Source organism: Phycicoccus sp. M110.8, assembly GCF_032464895.1.
Taxonomy (GTDB): domain Bacteria; phylum Actinomycetota; class Actinomycetes; order Actinomycetales; family Dermatophilaceae; genus Pedococcus.
The window spans coordinates 534,430-552,994 of sequence record NZ_JAWDIC010000001.1 but is presented as its reverse complement, the minus strand read 5'-3'; the positions used below and the strand labels follow the sequence as shown (position 1 = coordinate 552,994).

19 protein-coding genes are annotated in these 18,565 nt (G+C 73.7%); 15 read left to right on the top strand and 4 right to left on the bottom strand.

Annotated features, from left to right (window positions below; translation table 11 throughout):
• Window positions 1–17 precede the first annotated feature (17 nt).
• The 7 genes from RKE38_RS02700 to RKE38_RS02670 all read left to right on the top strand — a co-directional run bounded on the left by RKE38_RS02700 (window position 18) and on the right by RKE38_RS02670 (window position 5,476).
• Complete coding sequence (locus RKE38_RS02700; protein ID WP_316005913.1) at window positions 18–509, top strand: T3SS (YopN, CesT) and YbjN peptide-binding chaperone 1; 492 nt, start codon at window positions 18–20, stop codon at window positions 507–509.
• Window positions 506–1,285: an enoyl-CoA hydratase/isomerase family protein gene (locus RKE38_RS02695; protein ID WP_316005912.1), complete on the top strand. Its 780-nt coding sequence runs from the start codon at window positions 506–508 to the stop codon at window positions 1,283–1,285. The genes RKE38_RS02700 and RKE38_RS02695 overlap by 4 nt, the downstream gene beginning before the upstream one ends.
• On the top strand, window positions 1,285–2,247 hold the full coding sequence (locus tag RKE38_RS02690; protein ID WP_316005911.1) for a methyltransferase domain-containing protein: 963 nt from the start codon (window positions 1,285–1,287) through the stop codon (window positions 2,245–2,247). The genes RKE38_RS02695 and RKE38_RS02690 overlap by 1 nt, the downstream gene beginning before the upstream one ends.
• Window positions 2,248–2,259: 12 nt before the next feature.
• On the top strand, window positions 2,260–2,913 hold the full coding sequence (locus RKE38_RS02685) for an acyltransferase (protein ID WP_316005910.1): 654 nt from the start codon (window positions 2,260–2,262) through the stop codon (window positions 2,911–2,913).
• Between the two features lie 102 nt (window positions 2,914–3,015).
• Window positions 3,016–3,492: a DUF2231 domain-containing protein gene (locus RKE38_RS02680; protein WP_316005909.1), complete on the top strand. Its 477-nt coding sequence runs from the start codon at window positions 3,016–3,018 to the stop codon at window positions 3,490–3,492.
• Window positions 3,493–3,542: 50 nt separating this feature from the next.
• Window positions 3,543–4,223 (top strand): response regulator transcription factor, encoded by a 681-nt coding sequence (locus tag RKE38_RS02675; RefSeq protein ID WP_316005908.1) that lies wholly within the window; start codon window positions 3,543–3,545, stop codon window positions 4,221–4,223.
• Window positions 4,220–5,476 carry a HAMP domain-containing sensor histidine kinase gene (locus tag RKE38_RS02670; RefSeq protein ID WP_316005907.1) on the top strand — a complete coding sequence of 419 codons (1,257 nt, stop codon included), beginning with the start codon at window positions 4,220–4,222 and terminating at the stop codon, window positions 5,474–5,476. The genes RKE38_RS02675 and RKE38_RS02670 overlap by 4 nt, the downstream gene beginning before the upstream one ends.
• 86 nt (window positions 5,477–5,562) lie before the next feature.
• Here RKE38_RS02670 and RKE38_RS02665 read toward each other — a convergent pair whose 3' ends face one another.
• The gene (locus RKE38_RS02665; RefSeq protein ID WP_316005906.1) at window positions 5,563–7,092 is read right to left on the bottom strand and encodes a 1,4-alpha-glucan branching protein domain-containing protein; all 1,530 of its coding nucleotides are present in this window, start codon (window positions 7,090–7,092) and stop codon (window positions 5,563–5,565) included.
• Between the two features lie 170 nt (window positions 7,093–7,262).
• Between RKE38_RS02665 and arfB the strand changes: the two genes are divergently transcribed.
• On the top strand, window positions 7,263–7,673 hold the full coding sequence (gene arfB, locus RKE38_RS02660; protein ID WP_316007583.1) for an alternative ribosome rescue aminoacyl-tRNA hydrolase ArfB: 411 nt from the start codon (window positions 7,263–7,265) through the stop codon (window positions 7,671–7,673).
• Window positions 7,674–7,676: 3 nt separating this feature from the next.
• Here arfB and RKE38_RS02655 read toward each other — a convergent pair whose 3' ends face one another.
• Complete coding sequence (locus tag RKE38_RS02655; protein ID WP_316005905.1) at window positions 7,677–8,480, bottom strand: class I SAM-dependent methyltransferase; 804 nt, start codon at window positions 8,478–8,480, stop codon at window positions 7,677–7,679.
• Between the two features lie 88 nt (window positions 8,481–8,568).
• Here RKE38_RS02655 and RKE38_RS02650 point away from each other — a divergent pair, with 88 nt between their 5' ends.
• Window positions 8,569–9,357, top strand: coding sequence for an electron transfer flavoprotein subunit beta/FixA family protein (locus tag RKE38_RS02650; RefSeq protein ID WP_316005904.1), 789 nt, complete (start codon window positions 8,569–8,571; stop codon window positions 9,355–9,357).
• A gap of 35 nt (window positions 9,358–9,392) precedes the next feature.
• Window positions 9,393–10,352 (top strand): electron transfer flavoprotein subunit alpha/FixB family protein, encoded by a 960-nt coding sequence (locus tag RKE38_RS02645; RefSeq protein ID WP_316005903.1) that lies wholly within the window; start codon window positions 9,393–9,395, stop codon window positions 10,350–10,352.
• 74 nt (window positions 10,353–10,426) lie between these two features.
• On the opposite strand, the gene RKE38_RS02640 is transcribed toward RKE38_RS02645, so the two are convergent.
• The gene (locus RKE38_RS02640) at window positions 10,427–11,890 is read right to left on the bottom strand and encodes a S8 family serine peptidase (RefSeq protein WP_316005902.1); all 1,464 of its coding nucleotides are present in this window, start codon (window positions 11,888–11,890) and stop codon (window positions 10,427–10,429) included.
• Between the two features lie 250 nt (window positions 11,891–12,140).
• Between RKE38_RS02640 and RKE38_RS02635 the strand changes: the two genes are divergently transcribed.
• The 5 genes from RKE38_RS02635 (at window position 12,141) to RKE38_RS02615 (ending at window position 16,983) form a co-directional block, all read left to right on the top strand.
• Entirely contained in the window at window positions 12,141–13,328 is a 1,188-nt protein-coding gene (locus RKE38_RS02635; protein ID WP_316005901.1) for a cysteine desulfurase family protein, read from the top strand.
• Window positions 13,328–14,413 carry a tRNA 2-thiouridine(34) synthase MnmA gene (gene mnmA / locus RKE38_RS02630; protein WP_316005900.1) on the top strand — a complete coding sequence of 362 codons (1,086 nt, stop codon included), beginning with the start codon at window positions 13,328–13,330 and terminating at the stop codon, window positions 14,411–14,413. Before RKE38_RS02635 ends, mnmA begins: the two co-directional genes overlap by 1 nt.
• 8 nt (window positions 14,414–14,421) lie before the next feature.
• Window positions 14,422–14,838 (top strand): MmcQ/YjbR family DNA-binding protein, encoded by a 417-nt coding sequence (locus RKE38_RS02625; protein WP_316005899.1) that lies wholly within the window; start codon window positions 14,422–14,424, stop codon window positions 14,836–14,838.
• Window positions 14,839–15,005: 167 nt separating this feature from the next.
• Complete coding sequence (locus RKE38_RS02620; RefSeq protein ID WP_316005898.1) at window positions 15,006–15,992, top strand: methionine synthase; 987 nt, start codon at window positions 15,006–15,008, stop codon at window positions 15,990–15,992.
• Between the two features lie 7 nt (window positions 15,993–15,999).
• Entirely contained in the window at window positions 16,000–16,983 is a 984-nt protein-coding gene (locus RKE38_RS02615) for a DMT family transporter (RefSeq protein ID WP_316005897.1), read from the top strand.
• Here RKE38_RS02615 and RKE38_RS02610 read toward each other — a convergent pair.
• On the bottom strand, window positions 16,980–18,482 hold the full coding sequence (locus tag RKE38_RS02610) for a long-chain fatty acid--CoA ligase (protein WP_316005896.1): 1,503 nt from the start codon (window positions 18,480–18,482) through the stop codon (window positions 16,980–16,982). The two genes, RKE38_RS02615 and RKE38_RS02610, sit on opposite strands and share 4 nt — an antisense overlap.
• Window positions 18,483–18,565: the final 83 nt, after the last annotated feature.

Below are 18,565 nucleotides of genomic sequence, written 5' to 3'. Positions count from 1 at the left end.
TGGTTACGGTTGACCCCATGAGCGACCCGACCGCCCTGCCCAACTTCCCCCCGCCGCCCGGTGAGCACCCGCTCCGCGGCCGGGTGCTGGACGCCCTCATCGACCTGGGGGTCGCACCGAACGTCGACGGCGACGGCGACGTCGCCTTCACCGTGCAGGAGCAGCAGCTGTTCGTGCGCTGCACCGAGGGCGACTTCCAGATCATGCGCGTGTTCGGGCAGTGGGCGATCAGCGACGCCGTCCCGTCGGACCCGCTGACCCGGCTGGCCACCTGCAACGAGATCACCCTGCAGATGAACAGCGTCAAGTGCGGCCTCGCCAACGACACCCTCGTCGTGACCAGCGAGCACATCGTCGACCAGAACAGCGACGTCCCCGCGCTGGTCAACATCGCGATCCAGCTCGTCCTCACCGGTGTGCAGCTGTGGCACGAGCGGATCATGGGCGGCGACGGGGGAGCGAGTGGCCCCGGTGCCGGCCAGCCCGCCCCGGACGGCGACCCCGCATGAGCGACCTCGTCTCGCTCGAGGTCGACGGCGGCCTCGCGACCATCCGCCTTGCCCGCCCGCCGATGAACGCCCTCAACGCCGAGGTCGCCGACGCCCTCATGGGCCTGGCCCGCGAGGTCACCGAGCGCTCCGACGTGTACGGCGTCGTCGTGTGGGGTGGCGAGAAGGTCTTCGCCGCGGGTGCCGACGTCAAGGAGATGGCGCAGAAGTCCTACGCCGAGATGGCCGAGTACTCCCACCGGCTCCAGGACTTCGCCCGCTCCATCGCGCGCATCCCCAAGCCGACGGTCGCCGCGATCACCGGGTACGCCCTCGGCGGCGGCCTCGAGCTGGCGCTCGCGTGCGACTTCCGGGTCGCCGCGCGCAACGCCAAGGTCGGCCAGCCCGAGATCCTGCTCGGCGTCATCCCGGGCGCCGGCGGCACCCAGCGCCTGGCGCGCCTCGTGGGCCCGGCGAAGGCCAAGGACCTCGTGTTCTCGGGGCGCTTCGTCAGTGCCGAGGAGGCGCTGTCGATCGGCCTCGTCGACGAGGTCGTCGAGGCCGAGGACGTGTATGCCGCGGCGCGCGCGAGGCTCGAGCCGTACGTCGGCGGGGCGAGCGTGGCGATCCGGGCGGCCAAGGAGGCCATCGACCGTGGCCTCGAGGTCGACCTCGAGACCGGCCTCGAGATCGAGCGGATGCTCTTCCACAGCCTGTTCGCCACGCGGGACCGCGAGATCGGCATGACGTCCTTCGTCGAGAACGGTCCGGGCAAGGCAAAATTCGAGGGCCGCTAGTGCCGGCCGACCCCGCGCCCGTGGTGGACGCGACCGCGGAGATGGTGGCCGCGGCATACGAGGACAACAAGCTCGCCCAGGTGCTCTACCACGACTGGGAGGCGCAGACCTACGACGACAAGTGGTCGATCTCCTTCGACGAGCGCTGCGTCGAGTACGCCCGGGACCGCTTCGAGGCGATCGTCGGTGCGGTGCCCGAGGCGCACCCGTACGCCACGGCGCTCGAGCTCGGGGCCGGCACCGGCTTCTTCTCCCTCAACCTCAAGCAGGCGGGTGTCCTCGACGAGGTTCACGTCACCGACCTGTCGCCGGGCATGGTCGAGGCGGCCAAGGCGAACGCGGAGGCCCTGGGCTTCACGGTGCAGGGCCGTGTCGCCGACGCGGAGCGGATCCCATACGACGACAACACCTTCGACGTCGTCGTGGGCCACGCGGTCATCCACCACATCCCCGACGTCGAGGCCGCGTTCCGCGAGATGCTGCGCGTGCTCAAGCCGGGCGGCCGGTTCGTCGTCGCGGGGGAGCCCACCACCATCGGCGACTGGTACGCCCGCCAGCTCGGTCGTCTGACGTGGAAGGCCACGACGACCATCACGCACCTGCCACCGCTGCGCGACACCTGGGCCAAGGACCGCGAGGCGCTCGACGAGTCCTCCCGGGCCGCCGCCCTCGAGGCCGTCGTCGACCTGCACACCTTCGACCCGGGCGACCTCGCGGCCATGGCGAGGCGAGCCGGGGCCCTCGACGTGCGCACGCGCACCGAGGAGCTGACCGCCGCGTTCCTCGGCTGGCCGGTCCGGACGTTCGAGGCGGCGGTGAAGCCCGGTGCACTCGGCTGGGGCTGGGCGATATTCGCGTACGGCTCGTGGAAGCGGCTGTCCGCGGTCGACCGCGTCCTGGCGCGCGCCGTGCCGGCCCGGTTCTTCTACAACGTCGGCATCACCGGCGTGAAGCCCTCCTGACCGAGCCCGACGATGTCCGAGGCCGCGAACGCCGACATGTCGCCCGCCGAGCACGGCGAGGGCACGCCGTTCGGCCTGCCCCGGCCCCTGGCGTGGCTGGGCTGGGTGGTCTGGGCGCTGCGACACCGCGCGTTCACCCGGCACCACCTGCTGTCCTACCTGCGGATGGCGCGGGCCAGCGCGCGGTACCCGTCGCTGCGGTTCGAGGGGCCGTGCTTCATCGGCCCGGACGTGCGGTTCGAGGTGCGTGAGGGGTATGCCCGGCTCGTCGTGGGTGCGTACACGCACGTCGGCGCGCACGCCCGGATCCGGGCCCACGAGGGGACGCTGCGCATCGGCGAGAAGTCCGTCATCGGCATCCGCAACACCATCAACTGCTGGCTCGACATCTCCATCGGCCGCACCTGCCTGTTCGGCGACGACGTGTACGTCTGCGACTTCGACCACGTCACCGAGAGGCTGGACGTGCCGATCAAGGACCAGGGGATCGTGAAGTCCCCGGTGCGCATCGGTGACGACGTCTGGCTCGGCACGAAGGTCGTCGTCACCCGGGGCACCCTCATCGGGGACCACAGCGTCGTCGGGGCCTCTGCGGTGGCGCGCGGGACGTACCCCGAGCGGTCGGTCGTGGCCGGCATACCGGGCCGGGTGGTCAAGAAACGGTAGGGGGCGGTCAGGGAAGGACAGCCCACCCGCACCCTTGAAATGGCCTTGAGAAACGGCTGGAACGGTCGAGGCAGACCTTGTCCGCACACCCAAGGAGCTCCCGTGCCCCCCACGATCTTCGGCCTGCCGACCCACCCCCTCGTCGTGCACGCGGTCGTCGTCCTCGTGCCGCTCGCCTGCCTGCTCGGCCTTGCCTCCGCCGCCTCGCCGCGGTTCCGGCACTGGGCCCGCTGGGCGACGCCGGCGACCGCGCTCGTGGCCCTGGCCCTCGTGCCCGTCGCCACCGACAGCGGCGAGGGGCTCGAGCGCTCGGTCCCGCACAGCGCGCTCGTCGAGCAGCACGCCGAGCTCGCCGACAGCCTGCTCCCGCTGATGGCCGTGCTGGCGCTCTTCGTGGTCGTGCTGTCCGTGCTGCACCGCCGCGGCACGCGGGGCGTGGCGACGATCGCCGTGGCCGCCGCCGTGGGGCTGGCCTCGGTGGCCACCCTCGTCCAGGTCGTGCGCATCGGCCACAGCGGCGCCAACGCCGTCTGGCACGGCACGCCGGCGGCCCGCTCCGGCGGCGGTGACGAGGGCTGAGCCCCGTTCCCCCCGGCGAGGTCCCGGCGCGGGCTGACATAGTGGGGAGCGTGCAGGACGACCCGACCGCCCGACCGGGGCTGCTGCTGCTCGAGGACGACGCCGACCTCGCGGGCATGCTGACCGAGGTGCTCACCACCGAGGGGTGGGACGTCACCCCGGTGCGCACCCTGCAGTCGGCCCTGCACTCGGCGCTCACCCACACGTACGACCTCATGCTCGTCGACCGCCGGGTGCCCGACGGCGACGGCGTCGAGCTCATCGGCCGCCTGCGCAGCCGGGGCCTCACCACGCCGGCCCTCGTCCTCACCGCCCACGGCACCGTCCGGGACCGGGTCGAGGGCCTCGACGGCGGCGCGGACGACTACCTGGTCAAGCCGTTCGAGGTCGACGAGCTGCTCGCCCGGGTGCGTGCGCTCATGCGGCGCCACCTCGACGCGGCCCCCACCGTCCCCTTCGGCTCCGGCGCCCTCGACATCGAGGGCCAGCGCGCCACGCGGCCCGACGGCACGGTCGTCGAGCTCACCCCCGGCGAGACCGCGCTGCTCGCCCAGCTCGGGCGACGTCCTTCGCGCGTCTTCAGCCGCGAGGAGCTGCGCGACGTGATCTCGCCCGGCTCCAACAGCGCCTCGCTCATCGACACCTTCGTCTACTCCGTCCGGCGCAAGCTCGGGGCCGAGGCCGTCCGGACGGTGCGCAGCGTGGGGTACCGCGCCGGCCAGTTCCAGTGACCGCCGAGGGGGCCGACCGGGCGCGCGCCCGGCGGCTCATCTCGCTCCAAGCACTGGGCGGGGCCCTCGCGGGGGTGGCGGTCGCCGGCCTCGTCGTGCTCGGCGTCGTGCTCGTGGGCCAGCGGCGCGACCTGGACTCCCAGCTGCGCGAGCTGGTCGCCACGACCCCGACCGAGGGCCTGCCTGCCGGGACGTGGGTCGTGAAGGTGGACGCCTCCGGCAGCCGCACCGCCACGACGGGGGCGCCCGAGGAGGCGCTGGAGGAGCAGTCGCAGGTCGAGGCCGCCCGCAGGCTGCCGAAGGCCCGCGTGACCGAGCTCCAGGCAGGCTCGCGGGAGTACCAGACGATGACCGCGGTCCGCCGCGGCGTCGTGGTGCAGGCGGGGGTCGAGCTGGGCCCCTACGAGGGGGAGCGCCACCGGCTGCTGGTAGGCCTGCTGCTGGCCGCGGTCGGCGCCGGGGCGGTCGCCCTGTGGCTGGGCACGCGCCTGGCCCGCCGGGCGGTCGGCATCTGGGAGCAGGCGCTGACCCGGCAGCGCCGGTTCGTCGCCGATGCCAGCCACGAGCTGCGCACCCCGCTGGCCCGCATCGCGCTGCGCGCCGACCTCGTCCAGCGCCGCCTCGCGACGGACCGGGCCCGCTCCGCGGACGTGGAGCAGGAGGAGTGGTCGCGCCTGGCCTCCGACGTCGCCCTGCTGCGCCGGGAGGCCACCGGCCTGGCCGACGTGGTCGAGGACCTGCTGGCCGCCGCCGACCTCGACGAGTCGCCCGAGTCCGGGGAGCTGGTGGACCTCGCCGCCCTCGCCCGGGACGTGGCGTCCCGCAACGAGGTCCTGGCCGAGCAACGGCAGCGGACGCTCGGGCTGGACGTGGGCGAGGTGCCGCCCGTGCGCGGGGCGGAGCCGGCGCTGCGCCGGGCCGTGGACGCCCTCGTCGACAACGCGCTGCGGCACGCCGAGAGCCGGGTCGTGCTCGGTGTGCGGACGGCCGAGAGCTGGGCCGGCGGCACCGCGGGCGGGGCGCCTGTGGTCGTCGTGACGGTCGACGACGACGGGCCCGGGTTCACGGCCGGGGACTCCGAGCGCGTCTTCGAGCGGTTCGTGCGGGGTACCAGCAGCAGCGAGCACGGCTTCGGCATCGGGCTGTCGCTCGTGCGCGACGTCGTGCTGCGCCACCAGGGCACCGTCACCGCGAAGGCCGCCCCCGGTGGGGGAGGGCGGGTCGAGGTGCGCCTGCCCGTCGCCCAGGCCTGAGGCGGCTCCGGCGCGAGGCGACGTCGGACGGCGACGTCACCGGCCGGCGACGGCGACGGCGGCGACGACGGCACCGGCCACTGACGTCAGCCGGCGATGTGGGTGCGCGCGTCGAGGGCGGGGAAGGCCCCGTCCCGCGCGGCCAGTCGTGACGCCGCCTCCCGCGCCTCGTCGCGGCGACCGTCCTGCACGAGCTGCGCGAGCTCGTGGAAGTCGCGGCGGTGCCGTTCGGCGCGGCGCCGGGCGTAGTCGACCGACTGGCCGCGGGTGACCAGGAACGCCCAGTCGCTGGAGAGCGCGTGGAAGAGGGTCGTGAGGAGCTGGTCGAGGTCCGGCCTGCGGACCCCCAGGCGCCCTGCGGCGCGCTCGCGCGCGGTGAGGTCGAGCCACCGGCGCTGCACCCACTCGTTCTCGTGGGCGATGTCGCGCACCTGCCGCCCGGCCCACACCGAGAAGTCCTTGCCCGCGCCCCAGGACCCCGGGCCGAGGTCGAGCTCACCGGCGACCAGGCCGTCGTCGAGCGCCTTGGCGACGGTGGTGACACGCACCCCTGCGTCGCGCAGGGCGCGGACCGCCGCCCCCAGGAACGCCGGCCCCTCGTGCCACCAGTGGCCGAACAGCTCGGTGTCGTATGCCGCGACCACCAGTCCGGCAGCGCCCGTCTCCTCGGCCACCGACTCCAGCCGGCTGCGGACGGCGGCGACGAAGTGCTCGACGTCCCGGGCCACCTGGGCCAGCGCGGCCTGCGGGTCGTAGGGCCGCTTGGACTCCACGCCGACATCGGGTGCGGTGATCGCCCACAGCCGCGTGCCCGTGTACTCCTCCCGTGCGTGGAAGTCCCGGTAGTCGGCCGCCGCCGGGTAGCCCGTACGGGAGGACCACACCAGGTTGGTGACGTCGAGGTCGCGCGGGACGGCCAGCAGGTCTGTGCCCCGGACCCGCCACGCACCGTGGGGGTGGCCACCGGCGTCCCTGACGGTCTGCTCGTCGACGAGGAAGTGACGGACCCCCGCCGACCTGAGGTCGCCGGCCAGGTGCGGGGCCCACGCGCACTCCGGCAGCCAGACGCCGGCCGGCCGCTCCCCGAGGCGCCAGACCGCGTCGTCGAGCCCGGCACCGAGGGACGTGGTAACGAACTCGGGCTGGAGCAGCGGGAGGATCGGGTGGGCGGCCGGCCCCCCGAGCAACTCGACCACGCCGTCGTCGCGCAGGCCCCGCAGCACCGGGGACCCACCCGCCGGCCACCGCGTCTCGAGCAGCTCCGCGCAACGGCTCGCAGCGGCGTACTCGCGCTGTGCGGCGTCGCGCCGCGTGGCGTCCCGGTCGAAGCCGAGCTCGCGTGCCCGCTGCTCCCACAGCCCCACCCACGTCGCGGTCTCCGCGCGCATCCGAAGGTGGTCGAGCTGGGCCGCGAGGACGGGCGTCACCCCGAGGGTCAGGACGTCGCGATGTCCCTCAGCGGCAAGGGAGTCCAGCTCCGCCACGAGGGGCACGTAGGACTCGGCCCAGGCCTGGAACAGCCACTCCTCACCGAGCGGCCAGACGCCGTGCCCCGGCAGCCACGGGAGGTGCGAGTGCAGCACGAGGCAGAAGGCACCCGGCACGGCCGACGTCATGACCAGCCAGTGTGCCGCACCGCCACGGGGCGCCCGCGCGGCCGTGGCGTCCTGCGAGGTCAGGCGGCGCGGCGTGTGGTGGAGTGGGGTCCGTGAGCAGCGCGACGGGCGGCCGACCCCAGCCGGGCGCCGCCCTGTCGGTCCCGCCGGGTCCCGGGCTGCCGCTCGGGATGCGGATCGACGCGGGAGAGCTGGTCGAGCGGTTCTCGCGCGCCTCCGGCCCCGGCGGCCAGGGCGTCAACACCACGGACAGCCGGGTCGAGCTGGAGTTCGACCCGGCAGCCTCGGCCGCGGTGGCCGCGCTGCCCGACGCGGTCCGTGAGCGCATGCTGGCGCGCCTCGCGCCGCACCTCGTCGGCGGCCGGCTGCTGGTCGTCGCCTCCGAGCACCGGGCGCAGCGACGCAACCGAGTGGCAGCCCGGCAACGGCTGGTGACGCTGCTGCGCGACGCGGCGCTCCCCGGTCCGGCGGCGCGCAGGGCCACCCGGCCGACGGCGGGCTCGCGACGACGACGCCTCGACGCCAAGAAGCAGCGCGGCCAGGTCAAGGCGGGACGTCGGCGCCCGACGAACGAGGGCTGACCGTCACGCCGGGCTCAGCACCGCGACGAGGTCGAGGCAGTCGTCGTCCGCCGGGCCGAGGACGAAGTCGTCGACCGTCACCGATGCCACGAGGTCCCGCACGGGGCCGGGCCACAGCCCGGGGTCCCCGGCGACGGCGTCAGGGACGGGCCCGTGGGCCGCCTCCCACGTGCGCAGCCTGGTCCCGTGGTGCAGTCCGGCCAGGGTCACCTCGTGGCCGGGCAGCCAGCGCCCCAGCTCGGTGGCGAGCTCCTCGGCGTCGTACTCGCGGCAGTGGTACGCGTTCGGGGGCGCCTCGTGCCGCCCCAGCCCGGGGGAGAAGGTCGTCCGGTTGGGCGTCGACAGCACGAGCGCGCCGTCCGGGCGGGTCACGCGCGCCAGCTCGCGCACGTACTCCCGTGGCGTCCAGATGTGCTCGAGCACCTGCAGCGAGACGGTGGCGTCGACCGTCGCGTCGGCGAGCGGGAGCGACGTCAGGGCGCCACGCAGGTATGCCGTGTGCGGCCCGCCGTGGTGGCGTGCGGCGTGCGCGCACGCCGACGCGTCGTAGTCGACGCCGACCACGCGCAGGTCCGGCCACGCGGAGCGCAGGAGGCCAGCGGCATACCCCTCACCGCTGCCGGCGTCGAGGACGACGGCGGGCGTGCAGGGCAGCAGGCCGGGCACGGCGGCGCAGACGACCTCGTGGCGGCGGAACCAGTAGTTCTCGTGCCAGATCCCCGGCGATGTGCGCTCGCCGGTGAGGGCCAGCGGTGTGTCCACCATCACCTCCTGCGGGGTCCCGCGCCCACCCGTGGTGAGCGTCACGCGCCTCCCGCGTGGGGAAACCCGGTGCGGGCTGTAAGGATGGCACCTGACCAGTTTTCGCTCCCACATGGAAGAGGACGATCAGCGCATGAACATCGTCGTCTGCGTGAAGTACGTGCCGGACGCACAGTCCGACCGCACGTTCAACGAGTCCGACAACACGACCGACCGGGTCGGTGTCGACGGGCTGCTGTCCGAGCTCGACGAGTACGCCGTCGAGGAGGCCCTGAAGATCGTCGAGGCCGGCGAGGGTGAGGTCACCGTCGTGACCGTCGGCCCCGACCAGGCCGCCGACGCGCTCAAGAAGGCCCTGCAGATGGGTGCCGACAAGGCCGTCCACGTCAAGGACGACGCCATCCACGGCTCGGACGCCCCCGCCACCTCGCTCGTCCTCGCCGAGGCCGTCAGGAAGATCACCGGCGGCAACCCCGAGCTCGTCCTCACCGGCATGGCCTCGACCGACGGCACGATGAGCGTCGTCCCCGCGATGCTCGCCGAGCGCCTCGGCCTCCCGCAGGTCACCTTCGCCTCGGAGCTGACCGTCGACGGCGGCTCGGTGACGATCCGCCGTGACGGCGACGCCGCGTCCGAGACCATCACCGCCTCGCTGCCCGCGCTCGTGTCGGTCACCGACCAGATCAACGAGCCGCGCTACCCCTCGTTCAAGGGGATCATGGCGGCCAAGAAGAAGCCGCTGGAGGAGTGGAGCCTCGCCGACCTCGGCGTCGACGCCTCGCAGGTCGGCCTCGAGGCCGCCTGGACCAAGGTCGAGTCGTTCACCCAGCGCCCCCCGCGCGAGCAGGGCCAGATCGTCACCGACGAGGGCGACGGCGGCACCAAGCTCGCGGAGTTCCTGTCCGCCCAGAAGTTCGTCTGAGCCGGCCGGACCAGCAGGAAGGAAACCAGATACCCATGGCTGAAGTTCTCGTCCTGGTCGACCACGCGAACGGCACCGTTCGCAAGACGACCGCCGAGCTCCTGACCATCGCCCGCCGCCTCGGCGAGCCCTCCGCGGTCTTCGTCGGCGACGGCTTCGACGCCGCCAGGGAGACCCTCGCGAAGTACGGCGCGGAGAAGGTGTACCGCGTCGAGTCCGCGGACGTGACGGGCCACCTCGTCGCCCCGCAGGCCGAGGTGCTCGCCCAGCTCGTCGAGAAGACCTCCCCGGCCGCAGTGCTCATCCCGAGCAACAGCGCCGGCAAGGAGATCGCGGCGCGGCTGTCGATCAAGACCGAGTCCGGCCTGATCACCGACGCCGTCGACGTGCAGGCGGGCGAGGGTGGCGGCGTGTCCACCACCCAGTCGGTCTTCGCCGGTTCGTACACCGTCAAGGCCACGGTCACCAAGGGCACGCCCATCATCACGGTGAAGCCGAACTCGGCCGCCCCGGAGGAGGCCGCGGGTGCGGCCGCCGACGAGGTCGTCGACGTGGCCATCTCCGACGTGGCCAAGGCCGCGACGATCACCGAGTCCAAGCCCAAGGAGTCCACCGGACGTCCCGAGCTCACCGAGGCCGCCATCGTGGTCTCCGGTGGCCGCGGCACCGGCGGCGACTTCTCCCCGGTCGAGGCGTTCGCCGACAGCCTCGGTGCCGCCGTGGGTGCCTCGCGCGCCGCGGTCGACGCCGGCTGGTACCCGCACACCTCGCAGGTCGGCCAGACCGGCAAGCAGGTGTCCCCCCAGCTGTACGTCGCGTGCGGCATCTCCGGCGCCATCCAGCACCGGGCGGGCATGCAGACCTCGAAGACGATCGTCGCCGTCAACAAGGACGAGGAGGCGCCGATCTTCGAGCTCGTCGACTTCGGCGTCGTGGGCGACCTCTTCCAGGTCCTCCCGCAGGCCACCGAGAAGGTGCAGGCCGCCAAGGGCTGACAGCCCTCGTCACGGACGGAGCCCCCGGATCCCCCTCACGGGTCCGGGGGCTCCGCGGCGATGCCGCTGGGCTGTCAGCGGATCGCGTTCGCGGCGGCCACGACGTCGACCAGGCCGTGGCCCTTGTCGAAGCTCGTCGTGCCGTTGGTGCCCGGCTCGTAGGGCGCCCCGTTCGCGTACTTGTACGCCGTCGACTCGATCGCGGCCTCGACCTGTGCGGGGGTCGCGCCCGGGTCGGCCTGGAACAGCTGGGCGACGATGCCCGAGATCATCGGCGTGGCCATCGAGGTGCCGGAGATCGTGTTGTAGTCGCCACCGTCCGTCGGGTCCAGGCCGGTGCTGCAGACGGGCAGGTAGATCCGGCAGGAGGACGTGATGTTCTCGCCGGGCGCGGAGATGTCGGGGTAGGTCGACTGGTCGCCGCGCCTGCCGCGCGAGGAGAAGTCGGAGACCGTGCCGTCCCGGGTGCCCGTGTCCTGGTCGTTGTAGGACGCGACCGAGATGATGCCGGGGGTGGGGTCCATGCCGGGCGGGTTCGACAGGCTCGCGGAGCCGTCGCCGCCGTCGTTGCCGTTGGCCCAGACCGTGACCACGCCCTGCTTGACCAGCTCGCGCTGCAGCTTGACCGTGGCCGAGCTCGGGTCGAACGCGCCACCGCCGCTGGGGCCGTAGGAGTTCGACGTCACCTTGATGGGCGGGCAGGTGCTGGCCGGAACGCCCGCCCCACACGGGGCCGCGTGGTTCTCGAGCACCCAGTTGAGGGCGGCGTCGGCGCCGATGATGAACAGGGCGGCGCCGGTGCTGATCGACACCAGGCTCGAGCCGGGAGCGGCTCCGTGCATCCTCGTGCCGTCGGAGAGGGTCACGTCGCGGCCGGCCACGATGCCGTTGACGTGCATGCCGTGGCCGCCCACCGAGAGCAGGTCGGTGTCGGCGGGGCCCGCGTCGACCGGTGCGCAGAGGCTCTCGGTCAGCGGCTCGCAGACCATCTTGAGGTTCTTCACGACGGCAGAGCTGCCGTCGGGGTTCTTCAGGAACGGGTGCGAGGGGTCGACGCCGGAGTCGATGACGGCGACGGACACGCCCCTGCCGTCGAGCCTGCCGCCGTCGGCACCGACGAGGGTGGTGCGGGCCTCGTCGCCCCGGGTGGCCCGGTTCGCGGTCGCGAGGTTCATGGTGATCGGCTGGTTGCCCTCGACGTAGGTGACGCCGGGCTGGGCGCGCACCGCCTGCACCTGGGCGGGCAGGCCGGTCGCCACGACGACGCCGATGCTGCGGAACGTCGTCACCTGCCGCAGCCCGGCCGCCCGCACGGCGTTCGTCGCGGCCGCCGTGTCGGTGCCGTGGACCAGCACGGTCGTCGGGGTGGCTGCGCTGAGCAGCCCGAGCTGGTCGCTGAGCCAGGGTTGGACGGGCGCGAGGGCCTGGCCCGTGGGGAGCAGCCCGGCGGAGGCGGGTGTCGCTGCCAGCACGGAGGCGAGGGCACAGGAGGCGGCTGCTGCCACGAGGGTCGTGCGGGACGTCGTGAGCGTGCGCATGGGATCCCTTCCGGAGCGGGACCAGCGCTGTTGATGGTCCCTCTACCGGGCCCAACGAAGCCCTCTGCACCCGGTTACGGACGCACCGGGTAAAGACCGGGCAAAGCCGGGCGACTCGATCGCCGGCGTGCCCGGGCCCCCGCCGGCCCACCGCCACACCCCCTGCGCCGAAGTCTGCCGCGTGCGCGGCTGCCGTACCCGACGCCCACGCCGACCGGAAGGTTGAGCGGTCGACCCGTAAACTTTGCGGGTGACCGCCTACCTCGACCATGCCGCCACGACGCCGTTGCGGGCGTCGGCCCTCGCGGCCATGACCGAGCAGCTGCAGGTCACGGGGAACGCCTCCTCGCTGCACACCGCCGGCCGGCGTGCGCGCCGGGTCGTCGAGGAGTCGCGGGAGCAGCTCGCCAGGGCCCTCGGCGCCCGCCCCTCGGAGGTGGTCTTCACCTCGGGCGGCACCGAGTCGGACAACCTCGCGGTCGCGGGCACCTTCAGTGCCCGCCGCGAGTCCGACCCCGCCCGCGTGCGCATCGTGGCCAGCGGCATCGAGCACCACGCCGTCCTCGACTGCGTCGAGCACCTGGTGGCCCACGAGGGCGCCAAGGTCACGTGGGTCGAGCCCGACGAGCTCGGGGTCGTGCGCCCGGAGGCCGTCCGCGCGGCGATCAGCGACGACCCGGGGTCCGTCGCGCTGGTCACGGTGATGTGGGCCAACAACGAGGTCGGCACCGTGCAGCCGGTGGCCGAGATCGCCGCGGTGGCGCACGAGCACGGCATACCCGTGCACACGGACGCGGTGCAGGCGGTCGGCCACGTGCCCGTCGACTTCGCCGCCAGCGGCGTCGACCTGCTCACCGTCACGGCACACAAGCTGGGCGGCCCCGTCGGCGTCGGCGCCCTCGTGGCCCGCCGCGACGCGGTCCTCACACCCCTGACGTTCGGTGGTGGGCAGGAGCGGCAGGTCCGCAGCGGCACCCTCGACACCCCGGCGATCCGGGCGTTCGCCGTCGCGGCCCAGGAGGCGGTGGCCGAGCTCGACGTCGAGGCGCAGCGGCTGGTGGCCCTGCGCGACCGGCTCCTCGAGGGGGCGCTCGACCTCGGGTACGGCATCACGGTCGGGGGAGCGTGGGAGCCCGGCGACGCCACCGGTCGGCTGCCTGGCAACGCCCACCTGCTCGTCCCCGGCTGCGAGGGCGACTCGCTGCTGTACCTGCTCGACGCCGCCGGGGTGGAGTGCTCGACGGGGTCGGCGTGCCAGGCCGGCGTGCCGAGGCCGTCCCACGTGCTGCTGGCCATGGGACTGTCCGAGGAGCGGGCCCGTGGTGCGCTGCGGCTGACGCTCGGGCACACGTCGACCGACGCGGACGTCGACGCGGTGCTGGCAGCCCTGCCGACGGCGGTCGAGCGCGCTCGTCGAGCCAGCGGGTGGACGGGCTGATGCGCGTCGTCGCCGCCATGTCGGGCGGGGTCGACTCGGCGGTCGCTGCCGCCCGGATGCTCGACGCCGGCCACGAGGTCGTCGGCGTCCACCTGGCCCTGTCGCAGTCGGCCGCGACCCTGCGCGAGTCCGCGCGCGGCTGCTGCACCATCGAGGACGCCGGGGACGCCCGCCGTGTCGCCGACGTCCTGGGCATCCCGTTCTACGTCTGGGACATGGCCGAGCGGTTCCGCCGCGACGTCGTCGAGGACTTCGTCGCCGAGTACTCCGCCGGCCGCACCCCGAACCCGTGCCTGCGCTGCAACGAGAAGATCAAGTTCGCCGCCCTGCTCGACAAGGCGCTCGCGCTCGGCTTCGACGCGGTGGCCACCGGGCACTACGCCCAGGTCGTCGAGCGGCCGGACGGCACCCGCGAGCTGCACCGGGCCGTCGACGCGGCCAAGGACCAGTCCTACGTCCTCGGCGTGCTCGACGCCGACCAGCTGGCCCGGGCCTTCTTCCCCCTCGGCGACACCACCAAGCCGCAGATCCGCGAGGAGGCGCGCGAGCGCGGCTTCTACGTCGCGAACAAGCCGGACTCGCACGACATCTGCTTCATCAGCGACGGCGACACCCGGGGCTGGCTCGCCTCGCGGCTGGGGGAGCAGCCCGGTGAGGTCGTCGACGCCACGACGGGAGCCGTCGTCGGCACGCACACCGGCGCCTACGCGTACACCGTCGGGCAGCGCCGTGGGCTGGGACTCGACCGGTCCTCCCTCGACGGCACCCCCCGCTACGTCGTGGGGGTCGACACCGCCGACAACCGGGTCACCATCGGCACCGCCGAGCTCCTGGGCGTCGACGCCATCCGTGGCGACCACGCACGCTGGTGCGGCACGCCGCCCGAGGGCGTGGTCGAGGTGGGAGCGCAGGTCCGGGCGCACGGCGAGGAGGTGCCGGCGACGGCCTGGGCCGACGGCGACGAGGTGCAGGTACGGCTCGGGTCACGGCTGCGCGGCGTGGCTCCGGGCCAGTCCGTGGTCCTCTACGAAGGGACTCGGGTCGTCGGGTCCGCCACGATCGCCGAGTCCTGGCTCGAGCGCTGAGAGCCGGTATGCCGGGCCGTCCGGAGGTGCCCGACCGCACCATCGGTGACGGGTCGCCGCTGGCGCGGGTGCGGGCGCTGTGCCTCGCCCTCCCGGGCACCGAGGAGCGCACGTCCCACGGCGAGGCGACCTGGTTCGCGGGGGGTCGCAGGGCGTTCGTCATGGCGGCGGACCGGCACCACGACGACCGCGTGGCGATCTGGGCGGCTGCCCCGGACAGCGTGCAGGAGGCACTGGTCGCCGAGGACCCCGACCGGTGGCTCCGCCCGCCGTACGTCGGCCACCGCGGCTGGGTCGGCGCGTGGCTCGATGTCGAGGACGTCGACTGGGACCGCGTCGAGCAGGTCGTCGAGGACGCCTGGCGCTGTGTCGCCCCCAAGCGGCTGGTGGCCCAGCACGACGCCGCCGGACCGGCGGGCGCCTGACGCCCGACCGCCACGGTCCGTGACGTCCGGGGGCTCTGCGGTGCCCCCGGAGCTGGGGCAACGCAGAGTGCGCGAGAAGCCACCGGCTCCCCACCCTCTCTCGCCCATGGTCGGCGCTGCGACCACCCGAGCCGGGTTCCGTCGGTGGCCGTCGGTAGCCTCGGCCCGTGGCACGCGCGACCGGCATCGGATCCCTTCCCGGCACCGACGTCCGGGAGGCCCTCAGGGGCGTCCGCGAGATCCTCGGCGACGGGCACCTGCCCTACCTGCCCGAGCTCCCGGCACGCGGTCCGGGCGCCGACATGGTGGGCCGCGGCGCGGCCCTGCTCGTCGAGATGCCGGTCGACCTGCAGCCGTCGGGCTGGCGGTTCGTCGACCGGCCCGGCCGCGACGCCGAGCGGGCCGCCGCCTACCTGCGCCAGGACCTCGACGAGCTCGCCGAGGCGTTCGACGGCTACGAGGGCGACCTCAAGGTGCAGGCGACGGGCCCGTGGACGCTGGCCGCAGCCGTCGAGCTCAACCGCGGTGAGAAGGCCGTGTCCGACGAGGGCGCGGTCCGCGACCTCGTCGGGTCCCTGGTCGAGGGCCTGCGCGTGCACCTCGCCCGCGTCCAGGCGCTCGTGCCCGGTGCCCGCCTCGTCCTGCAGGTCGACGAGCCGTCGCTGCCCGCGGTGCTGGCGGGCCGGCTGAGCACGGCGAGCGGCTACGGACACCTGCGCGCGGTCGACCCCCAGGTCGTGGCCACCGGCCTGCGCGACGTCCTCACCGCCGCCCCCGAGGGCGTGGCGACGGTCGTGCACTGCTGCGACCCCGGCATACCGCTGCCGCTGCTGCGCCAGACCGGCACGGCCGCCATCGCGCTCGACACGACCACCCTCACCCCGCAGCGCTGGGAGTCCCTCGCCGCGACGGTGGAGTCCGGTGTCGCCGTCTGGCCCGGGTGCCTGCCCACCGACGGCTCGGGCACGGCCCGCGCGGCGGCAGCCGCCGTCGAGCGCGGCTGGACCGACGCCGGTATGCCGCGCGCCGGCCTGGGCGAGCTCGTCGCCACCCCGGCCTGCGGGCTGGCGGGGCTCACACCGGAGGGGGCCTGGCGCGTTACCCGTGCAGCGGTCGACGTGGCCGCGGAATGGTCCGAACGAGCCGAGAGTTGACGCCCGCGTGAGCAGCACCGTCGCCGCCCCACCCCGCACCCCCGACACGACCACGCCGGCCCCGCCGCGGGTGCCCTGGCAGGCCAAGTACCTCCTCCTCGCCCTCATCTGGGGCTCGAGCTTCCTGCTCATGAAGGTCGGGCTCCGCACGATGGCGCCCCTGCAGATCTCGGGGCTGCGGATCCTCGCCGGCACGCTGACCCTGCTCGGGCTGGTGTCGGTGACGGGTGGCCGGCTGCCCCGCGAGCCGCGCGTGTGGGGTCACCTGGCCGTGTCGGGTGTCTTCCTCACGGCGCTCCCGTTCAGCCTCTTCGCCGCGGGGGAGGAACGGGTCTCCTCCGCCCTGGCGGGCATCGGCAACGCCACGACCCCGCTGGCCGCCGTGTTCTTCGCGCTGCTGCTGCTGCCCGCCGACCGGCTCTCGCCGCGCAAGCTGGCCGCCGTGCTGCTCGGGTTCGTCGGGGTCGTCGTCATCATGCAGCCGTGGGAGTCGGCCGGACGCCCGGACCTGCTCGGCTTCGGCATGACGCTGGTCGCCGGGGCCTGCTACGGCCTCGGCTGGACGTACAACCGGCGGTTCCTCGGCAAGGCCGACCTGGGTGGGCTCTCCATGCCGACGGCCCTGCTGCTGGTCGGGACCGCCCTCATGGTGCCGGTGCTGCTGGTCTGGTGGCTGCTGCACCGCGACGCGTACGCCGCGCTGTGGTCAGGGCACGCCGACCCGTCGGGCGGGGGCTCGGTGCTGCCGCTGCTCGCCGTCCTCACCCTGGGTGTCGTCGGCACCGGGCTCGCGTACATGCTCCAGTTCGACGTCGTCCGGGGCGCGGGCGCGACGGTGAGCACCACGGTGACCTACCTGATCCCCGTGGTGTCCGTCGTCCTCGGCGTCGCGGTCCTCGACGAGCACCTGGCGTGGCCCCAGCTCGTCGGAGCCGCGGTTGTGCTCGGCTCGGCGGTCGTCATCGGACTGCCGGCCCGCAAGCGGGCCTAGGCGTCGGCGGGCTTGCTGACCTCGCGGCGCAGGATCTTGCCGGTCGCCGTCTTGGGGAGCTCCTCGACCTGCCAGATGTGCCGCGGGTACTTGTAGGCGGCGATGTTGTCCTTGACGAACTGCTTGACGTCCTCGAGGGTCGCGGTCGCGCCGGGGCGCAGCGCCACGGCCGCGCCGACCTCCTCGCCGAGCAGGTCGTCCGGCACGGAGACCACGGCCGCCTCGACGACGTCGGGGTGCTGGTAGAGCACCTCCTCCACCTCGCGCGGGTACACGTTCATGCCGCCGCGCAGGATCATGTCCTTCTTGCGGTCGACGATCGTGTAGTAGCCCTCCTCGTCGACGGTCGCCAGGTCGCCGGTGCGGAACCAGCCGTCCGGGATCGCCTCCTTGGTCGCCTCGGGCTTGTTCCAGTAGCCCTTCATGACGTTGTCGCCGCGGATCGCGATCTCGCCGACGCCCTCGCCGGGGCCGACGTCCTGGCCGTCCATGCCGACGAGCTTCATCTCGCAGCCGGGGATCGCGACGCCGATGGTGCCGGGCTTGCGCTCGCGGTCGGGCATGTTGAACGACGCCACCGGTGAGGTCTCCGACAGGCCGTACCCCTCGAGGATGATGCAGCCGAACTTGTCCTCGAACGCCTTCTGCACCTCGTGCGGCATGGCCGAGCCGCCCGAGCAGCAGACCCGCAGCGACGAGGCGTCCATCCCTTCCGAGCGCGGGTGGTTGAGGATCGCGGCATACATCGTCGGCACGCCGAGCATGATCGTGACCCGCTCCTTCTCGATCACCTCGATCGCCTTCTCGGGGTCGAACCGGGGGATGAGCGCCAGCGACGCGCCCGCGACGACGGCGGCCTGCAGGCCCACGACGAGGCCGAACACGTGGAACAGCGGCAGGCAGCCCATGACGACGTCGTCGGGGCTGGTGTGCTGGATGTCGACCGAGCTGCGCTTGGCGTTGAGGTGGATGTTGGAGTGGGTGAGCTGGGCGCCCTTGGGCCGGCCCGTGGTGCCCGAGGTGTAGAGGATGAGCGCGTCGTCGTCGTCCGCGCGCTCGGTGGGCTCGGCGATCGGGTCACCCTCGGGCAGGACGCCCGACACCGGGCCGAGGGGCGTGCACTCGACGATCGTGGTGCCCGAGTTCTGGGCTCCCTTGGTCGCCTCGCCGACGAAGTCGGGCCAGACGAACGCCACCTTGGCCCCCGAGTCGGTGAAGAAGTAGTCGATCTCGCCCGACTTGAGCAGCGGGTTCATCGGCACGACGACGCCGCCCGCGAGCAGGATGCCGTAGAACACCACGGGGAACGCCGGCACGTTCGGCAGGATGATCGCCACCCGGTCGCCGGGCTCGACGCCGGCCGCCCGCAGCTGCCCCGCCACCTTCGCCGCCATGGCGTGGAGCTGGCCGTAGCTGATGCTGTTGCCGTCGATGCGGATCGCCGACTGCTCGGGGGTCCGCTGGGCCGTGGTGGTCAGGTCGGTGGCGATGTTGGTCATCGGGGGCGCTCCACTCCGTCGGGGACGTTTGGCTGCATCCTCCCTGCTCGCGCGGTCTTTCGCTACGGATCCGCCGTATGCCG

Bases quoted from the DNA above. Each gene is read 5' to 3' on its own strand.
- RKE38_RS02665 (WP_316005906.1), bottom strand. From the start codon at position 7,092: ATGACGTCGGCCGTGCCGGGTGCCTTCTGCCTCGTGCTGCACTCGCAC.
- RKE38_RS02610 (WP_316005896.1), bottom strand. From the start codon at position 18,482: ATGACCAACATCGCCACCGACCTGACCACCACGGCCCAGCGGACCCCC.
- RKE38_RS02650 (WP_316005904.1), top strand. From the start codon at position 8,569: ATGAACATCGTCGTCTGCGTGAAGTACGTGCCGGACGCACAGTCCGAC.
- arfB (WP_316007583.1), top strand. From the start codon at position 7,263: ATGCGGATCGACGCGGGAGAGCTGGTCGAGCGGTTCTCGCGCGCCTCC.
- RKE38_RS02695 (WP_316005912.1), top strand. From the start codon at position 506: ATGAGCGACCTCGTCTCGCTCGAGGTCGACGGCGGCCTCGCGACCATC.
- RKE38_RS02700 (WP_316005913.1), top strand. From the start codon at position 18: ATGAGCGACCCGACCGCCCTGCCCAACTTCCCCCCGCCGCCCGGTGAG.
- RKE38_RS02640 (WP_316005902.1), bottom strand. From the start codon at position 11,890: ATGCGCACGCTCACGACGTCCCGCACGACCCTCGTGGCAGCAGCCGCC.
- RKE38_RS02685 (WP_316005910.1), top strand. From the start codon at position 2,260: ATGTCCGAGGCCGCGAACGCCGACATGTCGCCCGCCGAGCACGGCGAG.
- RKE38_RS02645 (WP_316005903.1), top strand. From the start codon at position 9,393: ATGGCTGAAGTTCTCGTCCTGGTCGACCACGCGAACGGCACCGTTCGC.
- mnmA (WP_316005900.1), top strand. From the start codon at position 13,328: ATGCGCGTCGTCGCCGCCATGTCGGGCGGGGTCGACTCGGCGGTCGCT.
- RKE38_RS02625 (WP_316005899.1), top strand. From the start codon at position 14,422: ATGCCGGGCCGTCCGGAGGTGCCCGACCGCACCATCGGTGACGGGTCG.